At 73.9% G+C, this 16,949-nt stretch carries 16 protein-coding genes; 13 read left to right on the forward strand and 3 right to left on the reverse strand.

Annotation, left to right across the window (positions count from 1 at the left end; genetic code table 11):
* Window positions 1-233: 233 nt before the first annotated feature.
* The 9 genes from DCS98_RS18480 (at window position 234) to DCS98_RS18520 (ending at window position 10,103) form a co-directional block, all read left to right on the forward strand.
* Window positions 234-1,070: a L,D-transpeptidase family protein gene (locus DCS98_RS18480; protein ID WP_164704650.1), complete on the forward strand. Its 837-nt coding sequence runs from the start codon at window positions 234-236 to the stop codon at window positions 1,068-1,070.
* Between the two features lie 84 nt (window positions 1,071-1,154).
* Entirely contained in the window at window positions 1,155-1,721 is a 567-nt protein-coding gene (gene ruvC, locus DCS98_RS18485; RefSeq protein WP_116452855.1) for a crossover junction endodeoxyribonuclease RuvC, read from the forward strand.
* The gene (ruvA, locus tag DCS98_RS18490; RefSeq protein WP_116452856.1) at window positions 1,718-2,350 is read left to right on the forward strand and encodes a Holliday junction branch migration protein RuvA; all 633 of its coding nucleotides are present in this window, start codon (window positions 1,718-1,720) and stop codon (window positions 2,348-2,350) included. The genes ruvC and ruvA overlap by 4 nt, the downstream gene beginning before the upstream one ends.
* Window positions 2,347-3,492 carry a Holliday junction branch migration DNA helicase RuvB gene (ruvB, locus tag DCS98_RS18495; protein ID WP_116452857.1) on the forward strand — a complete coding sequence of 382 codons (1,146 nt, stop codon included), beginning with the start codon at window positions 2,347-2,349 and terminating at the stop codon, window positions 3,490-3,492. Before ruvA ends, ruvB begins: the two co-directional genes overlap by 4 nt.
* Window positions 3,493-3,659: 167 nt before the next feature.
* Window positions 3,660-3,992, forward strand: coding sequence for a preprotein translocase subunit YajC (yajC, locus tag DCS98_RS18500; RefSeq protein ID WP_116452858.1), 333 nt, complete (start codon window positions 3,660-3,662; stop codon window positions 3,990-3,992).
* Between the two features lie 14 nt (window positions 3,993-4,006).
* Window positions 4,007-5,647 (forward strand): protein translocase subunit SecD, encoded by a 1,641-nt coding sequence (gene secD, locus DCS98_RS18505; protein ID WP_116452859.1) that lies wholly within the window; start codon window positions 4,007-4,009, stop codon window positions 5,645-5,647.
* Window positions 5,644-6,975 (forward strand): protein translocase subunit SecF, encoded by a 1,332-nt coding sequence (gene secF / locus DCS98_RS18510; RefSeq protein ID WP_116452860.1) that lies wholly within the window; start codon window positions 5,644-5,646, stop codon window positions 6,973-6,975. Before secD ends, secF begins: the two co-directional genes overlap by 4 nt.
* On the forward strand, window positions 6,972-7,553 hold the full coding sequence (locus tag DCS98_RS18515; protein ID WP_116452861.1) for an adenine phosphoribosyltransferase: 582 nt from the start codon (window positions 6,972-6,974) through the stop codon (window positions 7,551-7,553). The genes secF and DCS98_RS18515 overlap by 4 nt, the downstream gene beginning before the upstream one ends.
* 93 nt (window positions 7,554-7,646) lie before the next feature.
* The gene (locus DCS98_RS18520; protein WP_116452862.1) at window positions 7,647-10,103 is read left to right on the forward strand and encodes a RelA/SpoT family protein; all 2,457 of its coding nucleotides are present in this window, start codon (window positions 7,647-7,649) and stop codon (window positions 10,101-10,103) included.
* Between the two features lie 65 nt (window positions 10,104-10,168).
* Here the strand turns inward: DCS98_RS18520 and DCS98_RS18525 are convergent, their stop codons facing one another.
* Window positions 10,169-11,008 carry a peptidylprolyl isomerase gene (locus DCS98_RS18525; protein ID WP_116452863.1) on the reverse strand — a complete coding sequence of 280 codons (840 nt, stop codon included), beginning with the start codon at window positions 11,006-11,008 and terminating at the stop codon, window positions 10,169-10,171.
* A 150-nt stretch (window positions 11,009-11,158) separates the two neighbouring features.
* Between DCS98_RS18525 and DCS98_RS18530 the strand changes: the two genes are divergently transcribed.
* From DCS98_RS18530 to aspS, 4 genes are read left to right on the forward strand one after another with little or no spacing between them, the layout of a single operon-like run.
* Entirely contained in the window at window positions 11,159-11,854 is a 696-nt protein-coding gene (locus DCS98_RS18530; RefSeq protein ID WP_116452864.1) for an MBL fold metallo-hydrolase, read from the forward strand.
* A complete protein-coding gene (hisS, locus tag DCS98_RS18535) occupies window positions 11,851-13,113 on the forward strand; it encodes a histidine--tRNA ligase (protein WP_116452865.1) in 1,263 nt (420 codons plus the stop codon). Before DCS98_RS18530 ends, hisS begins: the two co-directional genes overlap by 4 nt.
* Window positions 13,114-13,121: 8 nt before the next feature.
* Window positions 13,122-14,105 (forward strand): aldo/keto reductase, encoded by a 984-nt coding sequence (locus DCS98_RS18540; protein ID WP_116452866.1) that lies wholly within the window; start codon window positions 13,122-13,124, stop codon window positions 14,103-14,105.
* A gap of 26 nt (window positions 14,106-14,131) precedes the next feature.
* A complete protein-coding gene (gene aspS / locus DCS98_RS18545) occupies window positions 14,132-15,907 on the forward strand; it encodes an aspartate--tRNA ligase (RefSeq protein WP_116452867.1) in 1,776 nt (591 codons plus the stop codon).
* 3 nt (window positions 15,908-15,910) lie between these two features.
* Here the strand turns inward: aspS and DCS98_RS18550 are convergent, their stop codons facing one another.
* Complete coding sequence (locus DCS98_RS18550) at window positions 15,911-16,393, reverse strand: hypothetical protein (protein ID WP_116452868.1); 483 nt, start codon at window positions 16,391-16,393, stop codon at window positions 15,911-15,913.
* 41 nt (window positions 16,394-16,434) lie between these two features.
* Complete coding sequence (locus DCS98_RS18555; RefSeq protein WP_206340335.1) at window positions 16,435-16,932, reverse strand: ASCH domain-containing protein; 498 nt, start codon at window positions 16,930-16,932, stop codon at window positions 16,435-16,437.
* Window positions 16,933-16,949: the final 17 nt, after the last annotated feature.

Genomic DNA, 16,949 nt, shown 5'->3' on the forward strand with positions numbered 1-16,949 from the left:
TGCGCAACGGGAGCGTCTCGTTCCCCTGGTAGCTTCGCCGCCGCAGGCGCACGGGCCCTGCACGAGCGACGCGGGGGCGTGCGGTGGCGGGGACAGCGGGGCGTCGGGGCGGTCGCGCCCTCCGGGCACTGGTCGTGCTGGCGGTGGCGACGGCGGGTGCGGGCGGACTGGTGCCCAGCGGACCGCCCCCGGTGGCGGCCCTGGTCGATCCGGCGTCCGCGGACCGGCCGCCGGTGGCGACCCCGAGCGCGCCGCCGGCCCCGGATCCGCTGCGACTGCGCCTGGAGCTCCCGCGGGGCTACGGCACGGTGGCCGCCCGCGCCGCCCGGGCCGCGGCCGAAGCCGGAGCGGCCCGGGTCGCCGCCGAGGCGGAGGCCGCCGCCGCAGCCGCTGCCGCGGAGGCGGCGGGCTCGGCGGCCGCCCGGCGCTCGCCCGCCCCCCGGACGGGTGCCGCACCGTCCGCTGCCTCCACCCCTGCGCCGGCACGGCTCCCCCTGGGGGTCGACCCGGGGTCCTCGACCCAGGTGGTCACAGTGGTCGCGCCGTCGGCCGGGTCGACGAGCGCGACGCTCACCGCCTGGGAGCTCGGGGCGGGCGGCTGGACGGCGGTCCTGGGCCCGGTGAGCGCCCGGATCGGGTCGGCAGGGGTCGGGCGGGCCAGCGAGACCAGCACGAGGACGCCCGCCGGCACGTTCACGCTCACCGAGGCGTTCGGCCGCGCCGGCGATCCCGGCACGGCGCTGCCGTACCGCGTGGTCGACGGCGACGACTGGTGGGTCTCGGACGTGAACAGCCCCCGCTACAACCAGTACGCCGAGTGCGCGCCCGGGACCTGCGACTTCAGCGAGGCGGCGAGCGAGAACCTCTACGCCGAGCCGGCGTACCAGTACGCCGTCGTCATCGACTACAACCGCGGTGGCACCCCCGGCGCCGGGTCGGCCTTCTTCCTGCACGTGAGCAACGGGGCGGCGACGGCCGGGTGCGTCGCGATCGACGCCGGTAGCCTGACCTCCCTGCTGCGGTGGCTCGACCCGTCGGCGCGTCCGCTGATCGCCATCGGGGTCGGCTGACCCGTCCCGCGTGTTGCGCGTCCACCGTCGGCAGCTGCGGTTAGCGTGGGTCGAACAGGCGTTCGGCTGACCAGGGGGCTCCACATGCGCGTGCTCGGCATCGACCCGGGCCTCACCCGGTGCGGGTGGGGCGTGGTCGACGGGCGTCCCGGCGCCCGGCCGACCGCGGTCGGGGTGGGCGTCGTCCGCACCATGGCCGAGCTCGACCTGGAGCTGCGGCTGCTGGAGCTGCACACGGCGGTGACGGGGCTCCTGCGCGAGCACCGGCCCGACGTCGTCGCGATCGAGCGGGTGTTCACGCAGAACAACAAGGGCACCGCGACGGGGACGGCGCAGGCCGCCGGCGTGGCCGCGCTCGCCGCGGCCCAGGCCGACCGGCCGGTCGCGTGGCACACCCCGAGCGAGGTCAAGGCCGCCATCTCCGGCAACGGCCGCGCGGACAAGGAGCAGGTCACCCTCATGGTCACCCGGGTCCTGGGGCTCGCCTCCCCGCCGAAGCCGGCCGACGCCGCCGACGCCCTCGCGCTGGCCGTCTGCCACGCCTGGCGGGGCCCGGCGCAGCAGCGGCTTCGCGTCGCGGCCCTGGCCGGCGGCATCGGCGCTCCCGTCGTGCAGCGGACGCTGCCGCGCTGGACGGGGGTGGCCCGGTGATCGCCTCGGTGTTCGGCCGGGTCGCCGCCGTCTCGCCCGACGGCGCGGTCGTGGAGGTCGGCGGCATCGGCCTGGCCGTGCAGTGCACCCCGGGCACCATCGCCCGGCTCCAGCCCGGGGAGACCGCCCGCCTGTCGACCAGCCTGGTCGTGCGCGAGGACTCCCTCACCCTCTACGGGTTCGCCGACGACGACGAGCGACAGCTGTTCGAGCTCCTGCAGACGGCCAACGGCGTCGGCCCTCGGCTCGCGCAGGCGGTCCTGGCCATCCACCCACCGCGCGAGGTGCGCCGCGCCGTCTCGATGGCCGACGTCAAGGCGCTCATGCAGGTGCCGGGCATCGGCAAGAAGGGCGCCGAGCGGCTCATCCTCGAGCTCCGCGACCGGCTGGGGTCCACGACGAGCGACACGTCCCTGGACGCGCCGTCCGGGCTGCCCTCGGTGACGCCGGTCGCCCCGTGGCGCGACCAGCTCACCTCCGCCCTCGTGGGGCTCGGCTGGTCGGCCAAGGAGGCCGACACCGCGCTGGGCCAGCTCGCCCCCGTCGCCGACGAGCAGCTCGCCGCGACCGGCGCGGTCGAGGTCGCGGTCCTCCTGCGCCAGGCGCTGCAGCTGCTGGGCCGGCAGTGAGCACCCCGTTCGACCGGCCGTTCACCGGGTCCATCGCCGACGCGCTCGGCAAGGAGACGGCTGTCTCCCCGCAGGCGGGGGACGAGGAGCGCGTGGTCGAGTCGGCCCTGCGGCCGCACTCGCTGCACGACTTCATCGGCCAGCCCAAGGTGGCCCGCCAGCTGGCCCTGGTCCTCGAGGGGGCCAAGCGGCGCGGCCGGCCGCCGGACCACGTCCTCCTCTCCGGCCCGCCCGGGCTGGGCAAGACCAGCCTCGCCCTGATCATCGGCTCGGAGCTGGGCACCTCCGTGAAGATCACCAGCGGCCCGGCGATCGAGCGCTCCGGCGACCTGGCCGCCATGCTGTCCAACCTCGCCCCGGGCGACGTGCTGTTCATCGACGAGATCCACCGCATCGCCCGCCCCGCCGAGGAACTGCTCTACATGGCGATGGAGGACTTCCGCGTCGACGTCGTCGTCGGCAAGGGACCCGGCGCCACCGCCATCCCGCTGGAGATCAGCCCGTTCACCCTGGTCGGCGCGACGACGCGCGCCGGTCTGCTGACCGGACCCCTGCGCGATCGGTTCGGCTTCGTGGGCCAGATGGAGTTCTACGAGCCGGCCGAGCTCCAGCAGGTCCTCCGCCGCAGCGCCGACCTGCTCGGCGTCGAGCTCACCGAGGACGGGTCGGCCGAGATCGCCGGGCGCTCGCGCGGCACCCCGCGGATCGCCAACCGCCTGCTGCGCCGGGTGCGCGACTACGCGGAGGTGGAGGCCGACGGACGGGTCACCCGCGAGGTGGCGCAGGCGGCGCTGGCGCTCTACGACGTCGACGTCCTGGGCCTGGACCGGCTCGACCGCGCCGTGCTCGAGGCGCTGGTCGTCCGCTTCGGGGGCGGACCTGTCGGCGTCGCGACCCTGGCGGTCGCCGTGGGGGAGGAGCCCAACACCGTCGAGGAGGTCTGCGAGCCGTTCCTGGTGCGCGCCGGGCTGCTGGCCCGCACCCCGCGGGGACGCGTCGCGACCGAGGCGGCCTGGCACCACCTCGGTCACCCGCTGCCCCGAGGTGGAGCGCTGATCAGCGGGGCAGGCGGAGGGTTCGGCGGGGGTGGCGGCGCACCGGGTACCCCGGGTGCGTCGTCAGAGCCGCTGTTCGGCGCATAGACTCCCGCACGCTGGCGCGCAACTCGTCCCGGCCGCGGCCGCGCGCGTCCGTCCGGTCGCCCCTGGGCGTGAGCCGCCGTGCACGAGGCAACCGATGCACCCGAGCGGTCCCACCCGGGACCGCACCCACCGCGGAGCAGGACGCGCGGTAGAGAGGCACACCTGTCGTGGAGTACTTTCCGATCCTCGTCTTCGTCGCGCTGGCGCTGCTGCTGTTCGTGCTGCCGGCCCGGCAGCGCAAGCGGATGCAGCAGCAGGCGCAGGAGCTGCAGAACTCGCTGACCATCGGTACGCCGGTGATGACCAGCGGGGGTCTCTACGGGACCGTCGCCGCGCTGGACGAGAAGACCGTCGACCTGGAGATCGCGCCCGGCGTCGTCGTCACCTTCCTGCGGCCGGCGATCGTGGAGGTCCGCACGCCGGCCGGCACGCTCGACGAGGGCACCGACTCCGGCACGCCCGGCACGGCCGGGGAGCGCCCCGCCGACGGCACCCTCTGAGCCGGGGGACCACCGTGGCCAACCGCTCCCTGCCCGCGGGCCGCTACTTCGCGGCCTTCGCGCTGATCGTCGCCATCCTCTACGGCCTCATCTACTTCACCGGCAGCACCCGCACCCCCCAGCTCGGGCTCGACCTGCGCGGCGGGACGACGGTCACGCTGACCGCCCGGACCCCGGACGGGCAGTCGCCGGCACCGGAGGACCTCGAGCTGGCCCGCCAGATCATCGAGCAGCGGGTCAACGGCCTCGGCGTCGCCGAGGCCGAGGTGGTGACCGAGGGCGACTCGAACATCGTCATCTCGGTGCCCGGCGACGACGGCGAGCAGGCGCGTGAACTGGGCCAGACCGCGCAGCTGCGCTTCCGGCCGGTCCTCAGCGGACCGGAGCCGGCCACCCCGGCGCCGGAGAGCGCCACGCCGACCGACACCGCCGCGCCGACGGACAGCGCGGCGCCCACCGACACCGCGGCCCCCTCCGACAGCGCGGCGCCCACCGACCCCGCCGCGGCCACCGGGTCGGCCGCACCGTCGGGCGACGCGGTCGAGGACCCCGAGGCCGACACCGACCGCCCCGCCGTCACGCAGGAGGAGGCCCAGGCCGAGTACGCGACCCTGACCTGCGACACCGAGGCCGCCGGGACCGTCGACCGGCCCGAGGACTACGTGGCCTCGTGCAGCGAGGACGGCACTGCCAAGTACCTGCTCGGTCCCGCGGTCGTCGAGGGGACCGCCGTCACCGACGCGTCCGCGGGCACCCGGTCCGGGACCGGCGAGTGGATCGTCCAGCTGGACTTCGACAACGACGGCTCGGCCGCCTGGGCCGCCTACACCGCGGCGAACATCGGCCAGAGCGTCGGGATCACCCTCGACGGCCGGGTCATCTCCGCCCCGACGATCAACTCCGCCATCTCCGGCGGCACCGAGATCTCGGGCAGCTTCGACCAGGAGTCGGCGACGGAGCTGGCGAACCAGCTCAAGTACGGGGCGCTCCCGCTGAGCTTCACGCAGGCGACGGCGCAGTCGATCTCCACCGAGCTGGGTGAGGAGCAGCTGCGCGCAGGCCTCATCGCCGGCGCCATCGGCGTCGCGCTCGTCTTCGTGTACTCGCTGGTCTACTACCGCCTGCTCGGCCTGGTCATGATCGCCAGCCTGGTGCTGTCCGGTGTCGTGGTCTACGCCTGCCTGGTCCTGCTCGGGCGGCAGATCGGGTTCACGCTGAGCCTCGCCGGGATCGCCGGCTTCATCGTGGCGCTCGGCATCACCGCCGACTCCTTCGTCGTCTACTTCGAACGGCTCAAGGACGAGATCCGGGAGGGGCGCAGCTTCCGCTCGGCCGTCCCGCGGGCGTGGGTCCGGGCGCGCCGGACGATCCTCTCCGCCGACGCGGTGAGCTTCCTCGCCGCCGCGATCCTCTACCTGCTGGCGATCGGTGACGTGAAGGGCTTCGCGTTCACCCTGGGCATGTCGACGGTGCTCGACCTGGTCGTCGTCTTCCTCTTCACCCACCCGCTGATCGCGGTGCTGTCCCGCTTCCGCTCGTTCGGGAGCAGCCGCATCTCCGGGCTGGGCAGGGTCGAGCACACCCGCCGGCCCGCAGGCGCGTCCCCCGTGGCCGGACGAGACCTCGTCGGCGCGGCAGACAGGAGCACGTCATGACCCGCACCCCCGACGACGACCGGCTGGTCGAGGACGCCGAGCTCGACGAGCAGACGGCCGACGAGCAGGCGCTCGCCGACGCCGGGCTGCCGCAGGAGGTGGGCGATCCCGGCGTCCGCGTCCGGAGCCTGCGGGGTCTCGGGCACCGGCTGTACAACGGCGAGGCCGGGCTCGACGTCGTCGGCAAGAGCCGGCTGATCTACCGGGTCACCGCCGTGGTCATCGCCCTGTGCCTGCTGTCGATGATCTTCCGGGGCTTCAACTTCGGCATCGACTTCGAGGGCGGCAACAGCTTCCGCCTGCCCGGGAGCGAGCAGCAGCTCGCCGAGGTGCGCACCGCTGCGGAGGACGCCGGCGCCGAGGTGGCGACCGCGCAGGTCGTCGGTGGCGACACGCTGCTGCTGCGCACCGGCACCCTCGACAACGACACCGAGCGGTCCGTCGTCGACGCGGTCGCCGCGGCCGCCGGGGTCGAGGCGAACGAGGTCAGCCCCGAGTCGGTCAGCGCCGAGTGGGGCAGCGACATCACCGACCAGGCGCTGATCGCCCTGGTCGTCTTCCTGGTCGCCGTCGTGCTGTTCCTCGCCGTCCGGTTCCAGCCGAAGATGGCGATCGGGGCGATGGCGGCCCTGGTCCACGACATCATCGTGACCGCGGGCATCTACTCGCTCGTCGGCTTCGAGGTCACGCCCTCGACGGTGATCGGCTTCCTCACCATCCTCGGCTTCTCCCTCTACGACACCGTCGTCGTCTTCGACAAGGTCGACGAGAACGTCAAGGACCTCGACCGCAGCGCCCGGATGACCTGGGGCGAGGCGGCGAACCTGGCGGTCAACCAGACGCTGATGCGGTCGATCAACACCTCCGTGATCGCGCTGCTCCCGGTCGCCGGCCTGCTGTTCGTCGGCGCCGGCCTGCTGGGCGTCGGCACGCTCAAGGACCTGGCCCTCGTGCTGTTCGTGGGTCTGGCGGCGGGCACCTACTCCTCGATCGTCCTGGCGACGCCGATCGTGGCCGACCTCAAGGAGCGCGAGCCGGAGGTGCAGGCCCTGCGCCGGCGCGTCCAGGCGCGGCGGTCCTCCGCAGCCCGCCAGGACGGGCGCGCCGCGGTCCCGGCCGGTCCGGTGGCCAGCGCGCGGCGGGCCCGTCCCGCGCGTGGCGGCGTGGCCGTCGCCGAGCTGCCGGACTCGGTGGAGGCCGACGTCGTCGTCGAGTCGCCGGCGTCAGTCCGGCCCGAGGTCGGCGGAGCCACGGCGGCACCCCGACCGGGGGCCCGGCCGCAGCGACCGGGCGGCAGGGGCCGGCCGGCGGGCAAGAAGCGCCGGTGACCGCGGCCGGCCCCGAGGAGCCGCTGGACGAGCTCATCGCGTCGCTGACCGTCGACGTCCCCGACCACCCGGAGCCGGGCGTCCTCTTCCGGGACCTGACGCCGGTGTTCGCCGACGGGCCGGCGTTCCGGCGCATGGTGGACGGGCTCGCCGCGCCGGCGGCGTCCGACCCGCGGGCGGCCGCTGTCGCCGAGGGGACCGGTCCCGACTTCGACGTCGTCGTCGGCGTGGAGGCCCGCGGCTTCCTGCTGGCGGCGGCGGTGGCCCTGGACGCCGGCGTGGGCGTCGTCCCGGTGCGCAAGGCGGGCAAGCTGCCGCGGGAGCGCATCGCGGCCGACTACTCGCTCGAGTACGGGACGGCGACGCTGGAGCTGCACGCCGACTCGATCCGGCCGGGTGCCCGGGTCCTCGTCGTCGACGACGTGCTGGCCACCGGCGGGACCCTGGGCGCGGCCATCGCCCTCGTGGAGCGGCTCGGCGGGATCGTCGCGGCCGTCTCGGTGGTCGTCGAGCTCGCCGCGCTCGGCGGTCGGCAGCGGCTGGCGCCGCACGCCGTCCACGCGCTCTGGACCACCTGAGCGGGGGAGACGTTCGTCCCGTCCGGGGCCTGACGGGGCTGCGCCCCGCTAGCATGGGGAGGGTCATCCCTCGTCAGCAGGGCAGGAGTAGCCGTGGCCTCGGACGTAGCCGCAGACGCGGCTCCCGCACGGCCGGGTGAGCCCACCGCCGAGGCCACCGGAGCTCCGGCCGCCGGGGCTTCGGCTGCCGGTGCGCCGGAGCGCGCGCCGCTGCCCGACCGGCCCGCCGTCCGCCGTCCCGACGACGTGGGCTCCGAGCCCGGCGATCCCGACGGCGCCCCCCGCCGCCGCGTCCGCGACCGGCTGACCCGCCGCATCATGGCCAGCCCGCGCACGCCCGTCGTGCGCCCGGTGCTCGAGCCGCTGGCCGCGCTGCACCGGCAGAGCCACCCGAAGGCGGACCTGGCGCTGCTGCAGCGGGCCTACGACGTCGCCGAGGCGGCGCACGCCAGCCAGAAGCGCAAGAGCGGCGACCCCTACATCACCCACCCGCTGGCCGTCGCCACCATTCTCGCCGGCCTGGGCATGGACACCACGACGCTGGTGGCCGCGCTGCTGCACGACACCGTAGAGGACACCGGGGTCACCCTGGAGTCGATCACCGCGGACTTCGGCTCCGAGGTCACCCACCTCGTCGACGGCGTCACCAAGATCGACAAGGTGAAGCTGGGCGACGCCGCCCAGGCCGAGACGATCCGCAAGATGATCGTGGCGATGGCCCGCGACCCCCGCGTGCTGGTCATCAAGCTGGCAGACCGGCTGCACAACATGCGCACGCTGCGCTTCCTCCCGCCGGAGAAGCAGGAGAAGAAGGCGCGCGAGACGCTGGAGATCCTGGCCCCGCTGGCGCACCGGCTGGGCATGAACACGATCAAGTGGGAGCTCGAGGACCTCGCGTTCGCGACCCTCTACCCCAAGCGCTACGACGAGATCGTGCGCCTGGTCGCCGAGCGCGCGCCGTCGCGGGACACCTACCTGGCCGAGGTCACCTCGCAGGTCCAGGAGCAGCTCAAGGCCGCGAAGATCGAGGCGGTCGTCACCGGCCGGCCCAAGCACTACTACTCGATCTACCAGAAGATGATCGTCCGCGGCCGCGACTTCACCGACATCTGGGACCTGGTGGGCATCCGGATCCTGGTCGACTCGGTGCGCGACTGCTACGCCGCGCTGGGCATCATGCACGCGCACTGGCAGCCGCTGCCCGGGCGCTTCAAGGACTTCGTCGCGATGCCGAAGTTCAACATGTACCAGTCGCTGCACACGACGGTGATCGGCCCGCACGGCAAGCCCGTCGAGCTGCAGATCCGCACGCACGACATGCACCGCACCGCCGACTACGGCATCGCCGCGCACTGGAAGTACAAGGAGAGCGCGCGGGCCGGCGGCAAGCCGAGCGCCGGCGAGTTCGGCGCGCCGCCCAAGGTCGGCTCGCCCGACGACATGCTCTGGCTCCGGCAGCTCCTGGACTGGCAGCGGGAGGCGCAGGAGCCCGGCGAGTTCCTCGAGACGCTGCGCTACGACCTCGGCCCGCAGGAGGTCTTCGTCTTCACGCCCAAGGGCGACGTGATCAGCCTGCCCGGCGAGTCGACGCCGGTCGACTTCGCCTTCGCGGTGCACACGGAGGTCGGCTACCGCACGATCGGCGCCCGGGTGAACGGCTCGCTGGTCTCCCTGGACAGCAAGCTCTCCAACGGTGACGTCGTCGAGGTCTTCACCTCCAAGTCGCCGAACGCCGGCCCGTCGCAGGACTGGCTGTCGTTCGTCGGCTCCTCCCGGGCGCGCACGAAGATCCGGCAGTGGTTCACCAAGGAGCGCCGCGAGGACGCCGTCGAGGCCGGCAAGGAGGCGCTCACCCGCGCGATGCGCAAGGCGGGTCTGCCCCTGCAGCGGCTGCTCGGCGGCGAGGCGCTGTCGACGCTGGCGAAGGACCTGCGCTACGCCGACGTCACGGCGCTGTACGCGGCGGTGGGGGAGAACCAGATCTCCGCGGCCTCGGTGGTGGAGAAGCTCATCACCGCCCTGGGCGGCAGCGAGGGCGCGGTCGAGGACATTGCCGAGACCGCCATCCCGACCCGGCGCGTGCCGCGCCGGAGCGCGAGCGGCGACCCGGGCGTCGTCGTCCACGGGATGAGCGACGTCTGGGCGAAGCTGGCCAAGTGCTGCACCCCGGTCCCGGGGGACGACATCCTCGGCTTCGTGACGCGCGGCGGGGGCGTCAGCGTGCACCGCACCGACTGCACGAACGCCGCGGACCTGCAGCGCAAGCCCGAGCGGCTGGTCGAGGTCGAATGGGCCTCCCAGCCCGGCTCGGTCTTCCTGGTCGCCATCCAGGTGGAGGCCCTCGACCGGCACCGCCTGCTCTCCGACGTCACCAAGGCCCTGGCCGACGAGCGGGTCAACATCCTCTCGGCCTCCGTGCAGACCAGCCGGGACCGTGTCGCGATCAGCCGCTTCACCTTCGAGCTGGCCGACCCGGCGCACCTGGGTGCCGTGCTGCAGACGGTCCGGAACGTCGACGGCGTCTTCGACGTGGAGCGCGTCACCGCCTGAGCGAGGACCCCGCTGCCCCCACGCTCGGCGTGGGCCCTGCAGCGGGGCCGTCCCCGCTCGTCGCGCTACGCGACGACGGACAGGGTGGAGATGGTCACCGGGGTGGCGGGGGCGCCGTCGCCCTCGGCGCCGACGTCCTTGATCCCGCCGGCCGCGACGGTGTCGAGGACCGCGAGGCCGGCCTCGTCGACGGTGCCGACGACCGTGTACTCCGGCGGGAGCGTGGTGTCGGCGAAGCAGAGGAAGAACTGGCTGCCCGTCGTGCCCGGCGCCATGGTCTTCGCCATGGCGATCGTCCCGCGCGGGTAGGTGGTCTCCGGGGTGACCTCCTCGGCGTACTTGTAGCTCGGGCCGCCCGAGCCGGTGCCCGTCGGGTCACCGCACTGCAGCACGCCGAAGCTCGGCTGGACGACGAGCCGGTGGCAGGTGCTGCCGTCGAAGAACGACTGCTGCGCCAGATAGGTGAAGCTGGCGGCGGCGCAGGGGGCCTTGGCCTTGTCGAGGGTCAGCGTCAGGTCGCCCTGGTCGGTGCTCATCAGCAGGGTCGTGGTGCCGGTGGCCGGGGTCGCCTCCGGGTCGGGCGGCGTGCCGACATCCGTCAGGTTGGTGTTGCCCGACGTGTCGGTCGCGTAGGTGCAGCTCACGGTGCCGTCGGCGTTCGTCGACGGGGCGGCGGCGCTGGTCGGCAGGTCCGCCGACGGGGTGGGGTCGCCCGCGGCCTGGGTGTCGTCGCCGTCGAAGACGCCGGTGATCAGCAGGGCGGCGCCGACCACCACGACCACCGCGATCACGCTGGCCAGGATGCCCAGGTTCCGGCGGCGCTTCTTGGCCTGCTCGGCGCGGCGCTCGAGCTGGCGCTGCAGGTGGCGCTGGGCGGCCTGGCGCCGCTGCTTGTTCGTGGGCACGGTGCGGTACTCCTCGGGCGGGTGCTGGTGCTGGGCGGACGCGGCCCCCGTGGACCCAACGCCTGCTGCTCGGCGGCGAGTCTAGGGGGCGAAGCTGGGCGTTCCCTGGCGGCGCCCGGGGCGCGATCGTCTCCCGCGTAACCTGCACGGGTGCTCATCCGCTCCTTCCCCGCCGGCGCGTTCGGCACCAACTGCTATGCCGTCGCCCCCGGGCCCGGGCAGGAGTGCGTCGTCGTCGACCCCGGCATGGACGCCGTCGAGCCCCTCGCCCGGATGCTCGCCGACGACGGCCTCAAGCCCGTCGCCGTCGTCCTGACCCACGGTCACCTCGACCACACGTTCTCCGTGCTGCCGGTCTGCGACGGCTACGACATCCCGGCCTACCTGCACCCGGCCGACAACGGCATGCTCGCCGACCCGGCGCGCTGGCACGGCCCCGCGCTGGCCCCGCTGATCACCGGCGTCCGGCTGCCCGACCCGTCGGAGGTGCGGCCGCTCGACGACGGCGCCGTCCTGTCGCTGGCCGGGGTCGAGCTCACGGTCCGGCACGCACCCGGTCACACGCAGGGCTCGGTGGTGTTCTCCGTCGACCTGGGGGAGGCTCCCGGCCTGCTCGCCGGCGACGTCCTGTTCGCCGGTTCTGTCGGCCGGGTCGACCTGCCCGGTGGGTCGTGGGACGCGATGCTGCGCTCCCTGCGCGACGTCGTCCTGCCCCTCGACGACGAGACCGTCGTGCTGCCCGGTCACGGGCCGGCCACGACGATCGGCCGGGAGCGGGCGACGAACCCGTACCTCGCCGAGGCCGCTGCCGGCGCCGGGGCCGCACCGAAGGGCCGCGGGCTGTGAGCGGACTGACCGCCCCGAAGGGCACCTTCGACACCCTGCCCCCGGAGTCGGCGCGGTTCCTCGCCGTCCGGGAGACGCTGACCGCGCCGCTGCGCCGGGCCGGGTACGGCTACGTCGAGACGCCGGTGTTCGAGGAGACCGCCGTCTTCTCCCGCGGGGTGGGGGAGTCCACCGACGTGGTGACCAAGGAGATGTACACCTTCGCCGACCGCGGCGGCCGCTCGCTCACCCTCCGGCCGGAGCTCACCGCGGGGCTCATGCGGGCCTTCATCGAGCACCGGCTGCACGACGGCGCGCTGCCGGTGAAGCTGTGGACCGTCGGGTCGGCGTTCCGGTACGAGCGCCCGCAGGCCGGCCGCTACCGCCACTTCACCCAGGTGGACATGGAGGCGCTCGGCATCGACGACCCGGCCCTGGACGCCGAGGTGGTGGCGCTGGGGGTCCAGGGTTTCCGCGACCTCGGACTGCGGGACTTCGAGCTGCTGCTCACCTCGCTGGGCGACAGCACCTGCCGCCCGCAGTACCGCGAGCTGCTGGTCGAGTACCTGGCGAAGCTGGACCTCGACGAGGAGACCCGCCGCCGCGCGGCGATCAACCCGTTGCGGGTGCTCGACGACAAGCGGCCCGAGGTGCAGGCGCAGCTCGACGAGGCGCCGCTGATGGTCGACCACCTGTCGGACTCGACGAAGGCGCACTACGACGCCGTCCGCCAGCACCTGACCGACCTCGGGGTGACCTGGACCGAGGCGCCGCGGCTGGTGCGGGGGCTCGACTACTACACGAAGACGACGTTCGAGTTCGTGCACCACGGGCTCGGGGCGCAGTCGGCGATCGGTGGCGGTGGGCGCTACGACGGCCTGTCGGCCGCGCTCGGCGGACCGGACGTCTCCGGCATCGGCTACGCCGTCGGCGTCGACCGCACCCTGCTCGCCGTCCAGGCGGAGGGGCTCGACATCGGGGACACCGCAGGCGTGCAGGCGTTCGTCGTCCCGCTCGGGGCCGAGGCCAAGCGGCTCGCCGTCCGGCTGGTCGGGCAGCTGCGGCAGTCCGGCATCGCCGCCGACACCGTCTACGGCGACCGCGGGCTCAAGGGCGCGATGAAGGCCGCCGACCGGTCCGGCGCCTCGCACGTCGTCGTCGTGGGGGACCGCGACCTCGCCGCGGGCGTGGGCCAGCTCAAGGACATGCGCAGCGGGGAGCAGCGGGCCGTTCCCGTCGGTGAGCTGTTCGACCGGCTTCGTGAAAGCGTGGGGGAGTGACTTCTTCGATGGAACAGCGGCCGCTGGGGCGGACCGGGGCGGACGTCAGCGTGATCGGGCTGGGCACGTGGCAGCTCGGTGGTGACTGGGGCGACGTCGACGACGACGCCGCGGCCGAGGTCCTCGACGCCGCCCTCGACGCCGGCGTCACGCTGCTCGACACCGCTGACGTCTACGGGGACGGCCGGTCGGAGGAGCGCATCCGCCGGTCGCTGGCCGCCCGTTCCGACCGGCCCTTCGTCGCGACCAAGGCCGGCCGCCGCGCCGACCCGTTCACCGCGGAGCAGTACACGCCGGAGAACCTGCGGGCGTGGATCGACAGGTCCCGCCGCAACCTCGGCGTCGACACCCTCGACCTCGTGCAGCTGCACTGCCCGCCGACCGCCGTCTACTCCGACCAGCGGGTGTACGACGCGCTCGACTCGTTCGTCGAGGACGGTGCCATCGCCGCGTACGGCGTCTCGGTGGAGACCGTCGCCGAGGGTCTGACCGCACTCGAGCACCCGGGCGTTGCCACCATCCAGGTGATCCTCAACGCGTTCCGGCGCAAGCCGCTCGAGGAGCTGCTGCCGGCCGCGCGCTCGGCGGGCGTGGGCATCCTGGCCCGCGTTCCGCTGGCCAGCGGGCTGCTGACCGGCAAGTACGACGAGTCGACCGAGTTCCCGGCCGACGACCACCGGAACTTCAACCGGAACGGCGAGGCCTTCGACGTGGGCGAGACCTTCTCCGGGGTGCCGTTCGAGGTCGGCGTGGCCGCCGCCCGCGAGGTCGCCGAGATCGCCGGCGACACCGTCCCCACCGCCGCCTTCGCGCTGCGCTGGGTCATCGACCAGCCGGGCGTCACCACCGTCATCCCCGGCGCCCGCAACGTGACCCAGGTGCGCGGGAACGTCGCCGCCGCCTCGCTCGCCCCGCTGTCCGAGTCCCAGCTCTCCGACCTCGAGCGGGTGTACGACGAGCGCATCCGCGCCCACGTGCACGACCGCTGGTAACCCCTCCCTCCGAAAGGGCACCTGAGTTGCTTCGCACCCACGACGCCGGAACGCTGCGCGCGTCCGACGCCGGCACCACCGTCACCCTCGCCGGCTGGGTCGCCCGCCGCCGCGACCACGGCGGCGTGGTCTTCCTCGACCTGCGCGACGCCTCCGGCTACGTCCAGGTGGTCGTGCGCGAGGAGGAGGCCCACCACCTGCGCAACGAGTACTGCGTGCTCGTCACCGGCGAGGTGCGGCGCCGCCCAGAGGGCAACGAGAACCCCGAGCTGCCCACCGGCGAGGTCGAGGTCGCCACCACTTCGCTGGAGGTGCTGTCGGCGTCGGCCCCGCTGCCGTTCCCGATCGAGACCGACCAGGCCGCCTCGGACGACGTCCGCTACACCTACCGCTACCTCGACCTGCGGCGGCAGGGCCCGGCCCGGGCTCTCCGGATCCGCTCGGAGATCAGCCGGATTGCCCGCGAGGTGATGCACCGGCACGGGTTCGCCGAGGTCGAGACGCCGAACCTCACCCGCTCGACTCCCGAGGGCGCCCGCGACTTCGTCGTCCCGGTCCGGCTCCAGCCGGGCAAGTGGTACGCCTTGCCGCAGTCGCCGCAGCTGTTCAAGCAGCTGCTGATGATCGGCGGCCTGGAGCGCTACTACCAGATCGCCCGCTGCTTCCGGGACGAGGACTTCCGCGCCGACCGGCAGCCGGAGTTCACCCAGCTGGACTTCGAGATGAGCTTCGTCGACCGCGACGACGTCCTGGCCATCGCCGAGGACGTGGTGCGGGCGCTGTGGCGGGACCTGGCCTCCTACGACGTCCCGGAGATCCCGCGGATGACCTACCGCGAGGCGATGGACCGCTTCGGGTCGGACAAGCCTGACCTGCGCTTCGGTGTCGAGCTGACCGAACTCACCTCCTACTTCGCCGACACGCCGTTCCGGGTGTTCCAGGCGCCCTACGTCGGGGCGGTCGTCATGCCCGGTGGTGGCTCGCAGCCGCGGCGGGCGTTCGACGCGTGGCAGGACTGGGCGAAGTCGCGCGGGGCCCGCGGCCTGGCGTACGTGACCATCGGGGAGGACGGCGAGCTGGGCGGGCCGGTCGCCAAGAACATCTCCGACGCCGAGCGGGCGGGGCTGGTCGAGGCCGTCGGCGCGAAGCCCGGTGACTGCGTCTTCTTCGCCGCCGGTCAGCGGCGCTCCTCGCAGGAGCTGCTGGGCGCCGCCCGCAACGAGATCGCCAAGCGCCTGGAGCTCATCGAGCCCGGCAGCTGGTCGTTCCTGTTCGTCGTCGACTTCCCGATGTTCGAGGAGACCGAGGACGGCTCCTGGACCTTCATGCACCATCCCTTCACCTCGCCCACGCCCGAGTGGCGGGAGCGCTTCGCCGAGGACAAGGGCGCGGCGCTGTCCGACGCCTACGACATGGTGATCAACGGCAACGAGGTGATGAGCGGGTCGGTGCGTATCCACGACGCCGGGCTGCAGGAGCGGGTGTTCGAGACGCTCGGCATGTCGCGCGAGGAGGCCCACGAGCGGTTCGGGTTCTTCCTGGAGGCGTTCGCGTACGGCCCGCCGCCGCACGCCGGTGCTGCGCTCGGGTGGGACCGGCTCTCGGCGCTGCTCTCGGGCGTCGAGTCGATCCGCGAGGTCATCGCGTTCCCGAAGACCGGCGCGGGCTACGACCCGCTGACCGGTGCGCCCACCCCCATCACGGAGGCGCAGCGCAAGGAGGCCGGCATCGACGCCAAGCCGGAGGAGCCGGCGCTGCCGGGCGAGCCCGGAGCCCCCGGGCCCACGAACCCGGCGCACTGACGCTCACCCCTCGCGGCTGAGGGTCATCGTCCAGTTCTCCCGCCAGGTCGCCCCGCCGTCCCAGGAGAACGACTGGTGCCAGCTGGGCCGGTCGGTGCCGACGCGCCACTCGAAGCGCACCCGCACCGGCCGGCCGGCCAGCACGTCCTCGCCCTCGAAGGTCCCGAGCCCGTCGGCGAACCGGCCGACCACGGGCGGGTCGAGCCGCCCGGGAGCCCGGGTCGAGCTCCAGTGGATCGACCAGGTGGCCGTGGCCGGGTCGAACAGCCGCAGCGTCATGCCCTCGAAGGGCGCCCCGTCCGGCGGGTCGGGCACGGTGATCCGGTCGAGGTGGCCGAGGCCGTGCAGCACCGGGAACGCCTCGCTGGTCGCGTCGAACTCGACCCACTCGTTGCAGGCGGGGTCGGTGTTGTCGCGCAGCTTGCGGTTGTGCACGTGCCACCGGCCGAAGACGAAGTCGAACGCGTCGGCTCCTGGGGTCGTCATGCCGGGGACGGTCGCACGGGGGTACGACAGATCCGCTCGGCTCAGTCGGCGACGTCGGGCGGCCACACCACGCCGAAGCGCTCGAAGACGACCTCCAGGTCGTCGGACCACTCCTCGCCGCGGGCCGCCTGCGTCCGCCGGAAGTAGCGCTCGTGCCCCTCGAGCCAGCTCGCGCGGGTGCGGTCGCCCTCGCCCTCGTCCCAGGCGAAGGCGTCGTCGACGCTCGACAGCCGGCCCAGGCGCAGCTCGGTCGACCGCAGGACGCAGCGCGGGACGCCGGCCCCGTCGCAGGCGATCCAGTGGCCGCCGATGCGGGGGAGCGGCTCGCCGTCGGCGGCGAAGTCGGCCACCAGCCCGGCGGTGGCCCGCTTCGTGCCCGCCAGCACGAGGCCGAGCAGCTCGTCGGCGAGCGCGATGCCGTCGCCGAACCGCTCCACGGTGTACTCCTCGAGCGGCGGGCGAGGCAGGGTGGCGGCGTACTCGCGCCACATCGCTGCGGCGGCGGGGCGGTCCAGGTCGCCCGGCTGGTCGGCGGTCACGCCGGTAGTTTGCTGGA

Source organism: Blastococcus litoris, assembly GCF_003075095.1.
GTDB lineage: Bacteria > Actinomycetota > Actinomycetes > Mycobacteriales > Geodermatophilaceae > Blastococcus_B > Blastococcus_B litoris.

Coding starts and splice junctions, on each gene's coding strand:
- DCS98_RS18550 (WP_116452868.1), bottom strand. CDS start 16,393: ATGACGACCCCAGGAGCCGACGCGTTCGACTTCGTCTTCGGCCGGTGG.
- ruvC (WP_116452855.1), top strand. CDS start 1,155: ATGCGCGTGCTCGGCATCGACCCGGGCCTCACCCGGTGCGGGTGGGGC.
- secF (WP_116452860.1), top strand. CDS start 5,644: ATGACCCGCACCCCCGACGACGACCGGCTGGTCGAGGACGCCGAGCTC.
- DCS98_RS18540 (WP_116452866.1), top strand. CDS start 13,122: ATGGAACAGCGGCCGCTGGGGCGGACCGGGGCGGACGTCAGCGTGATC.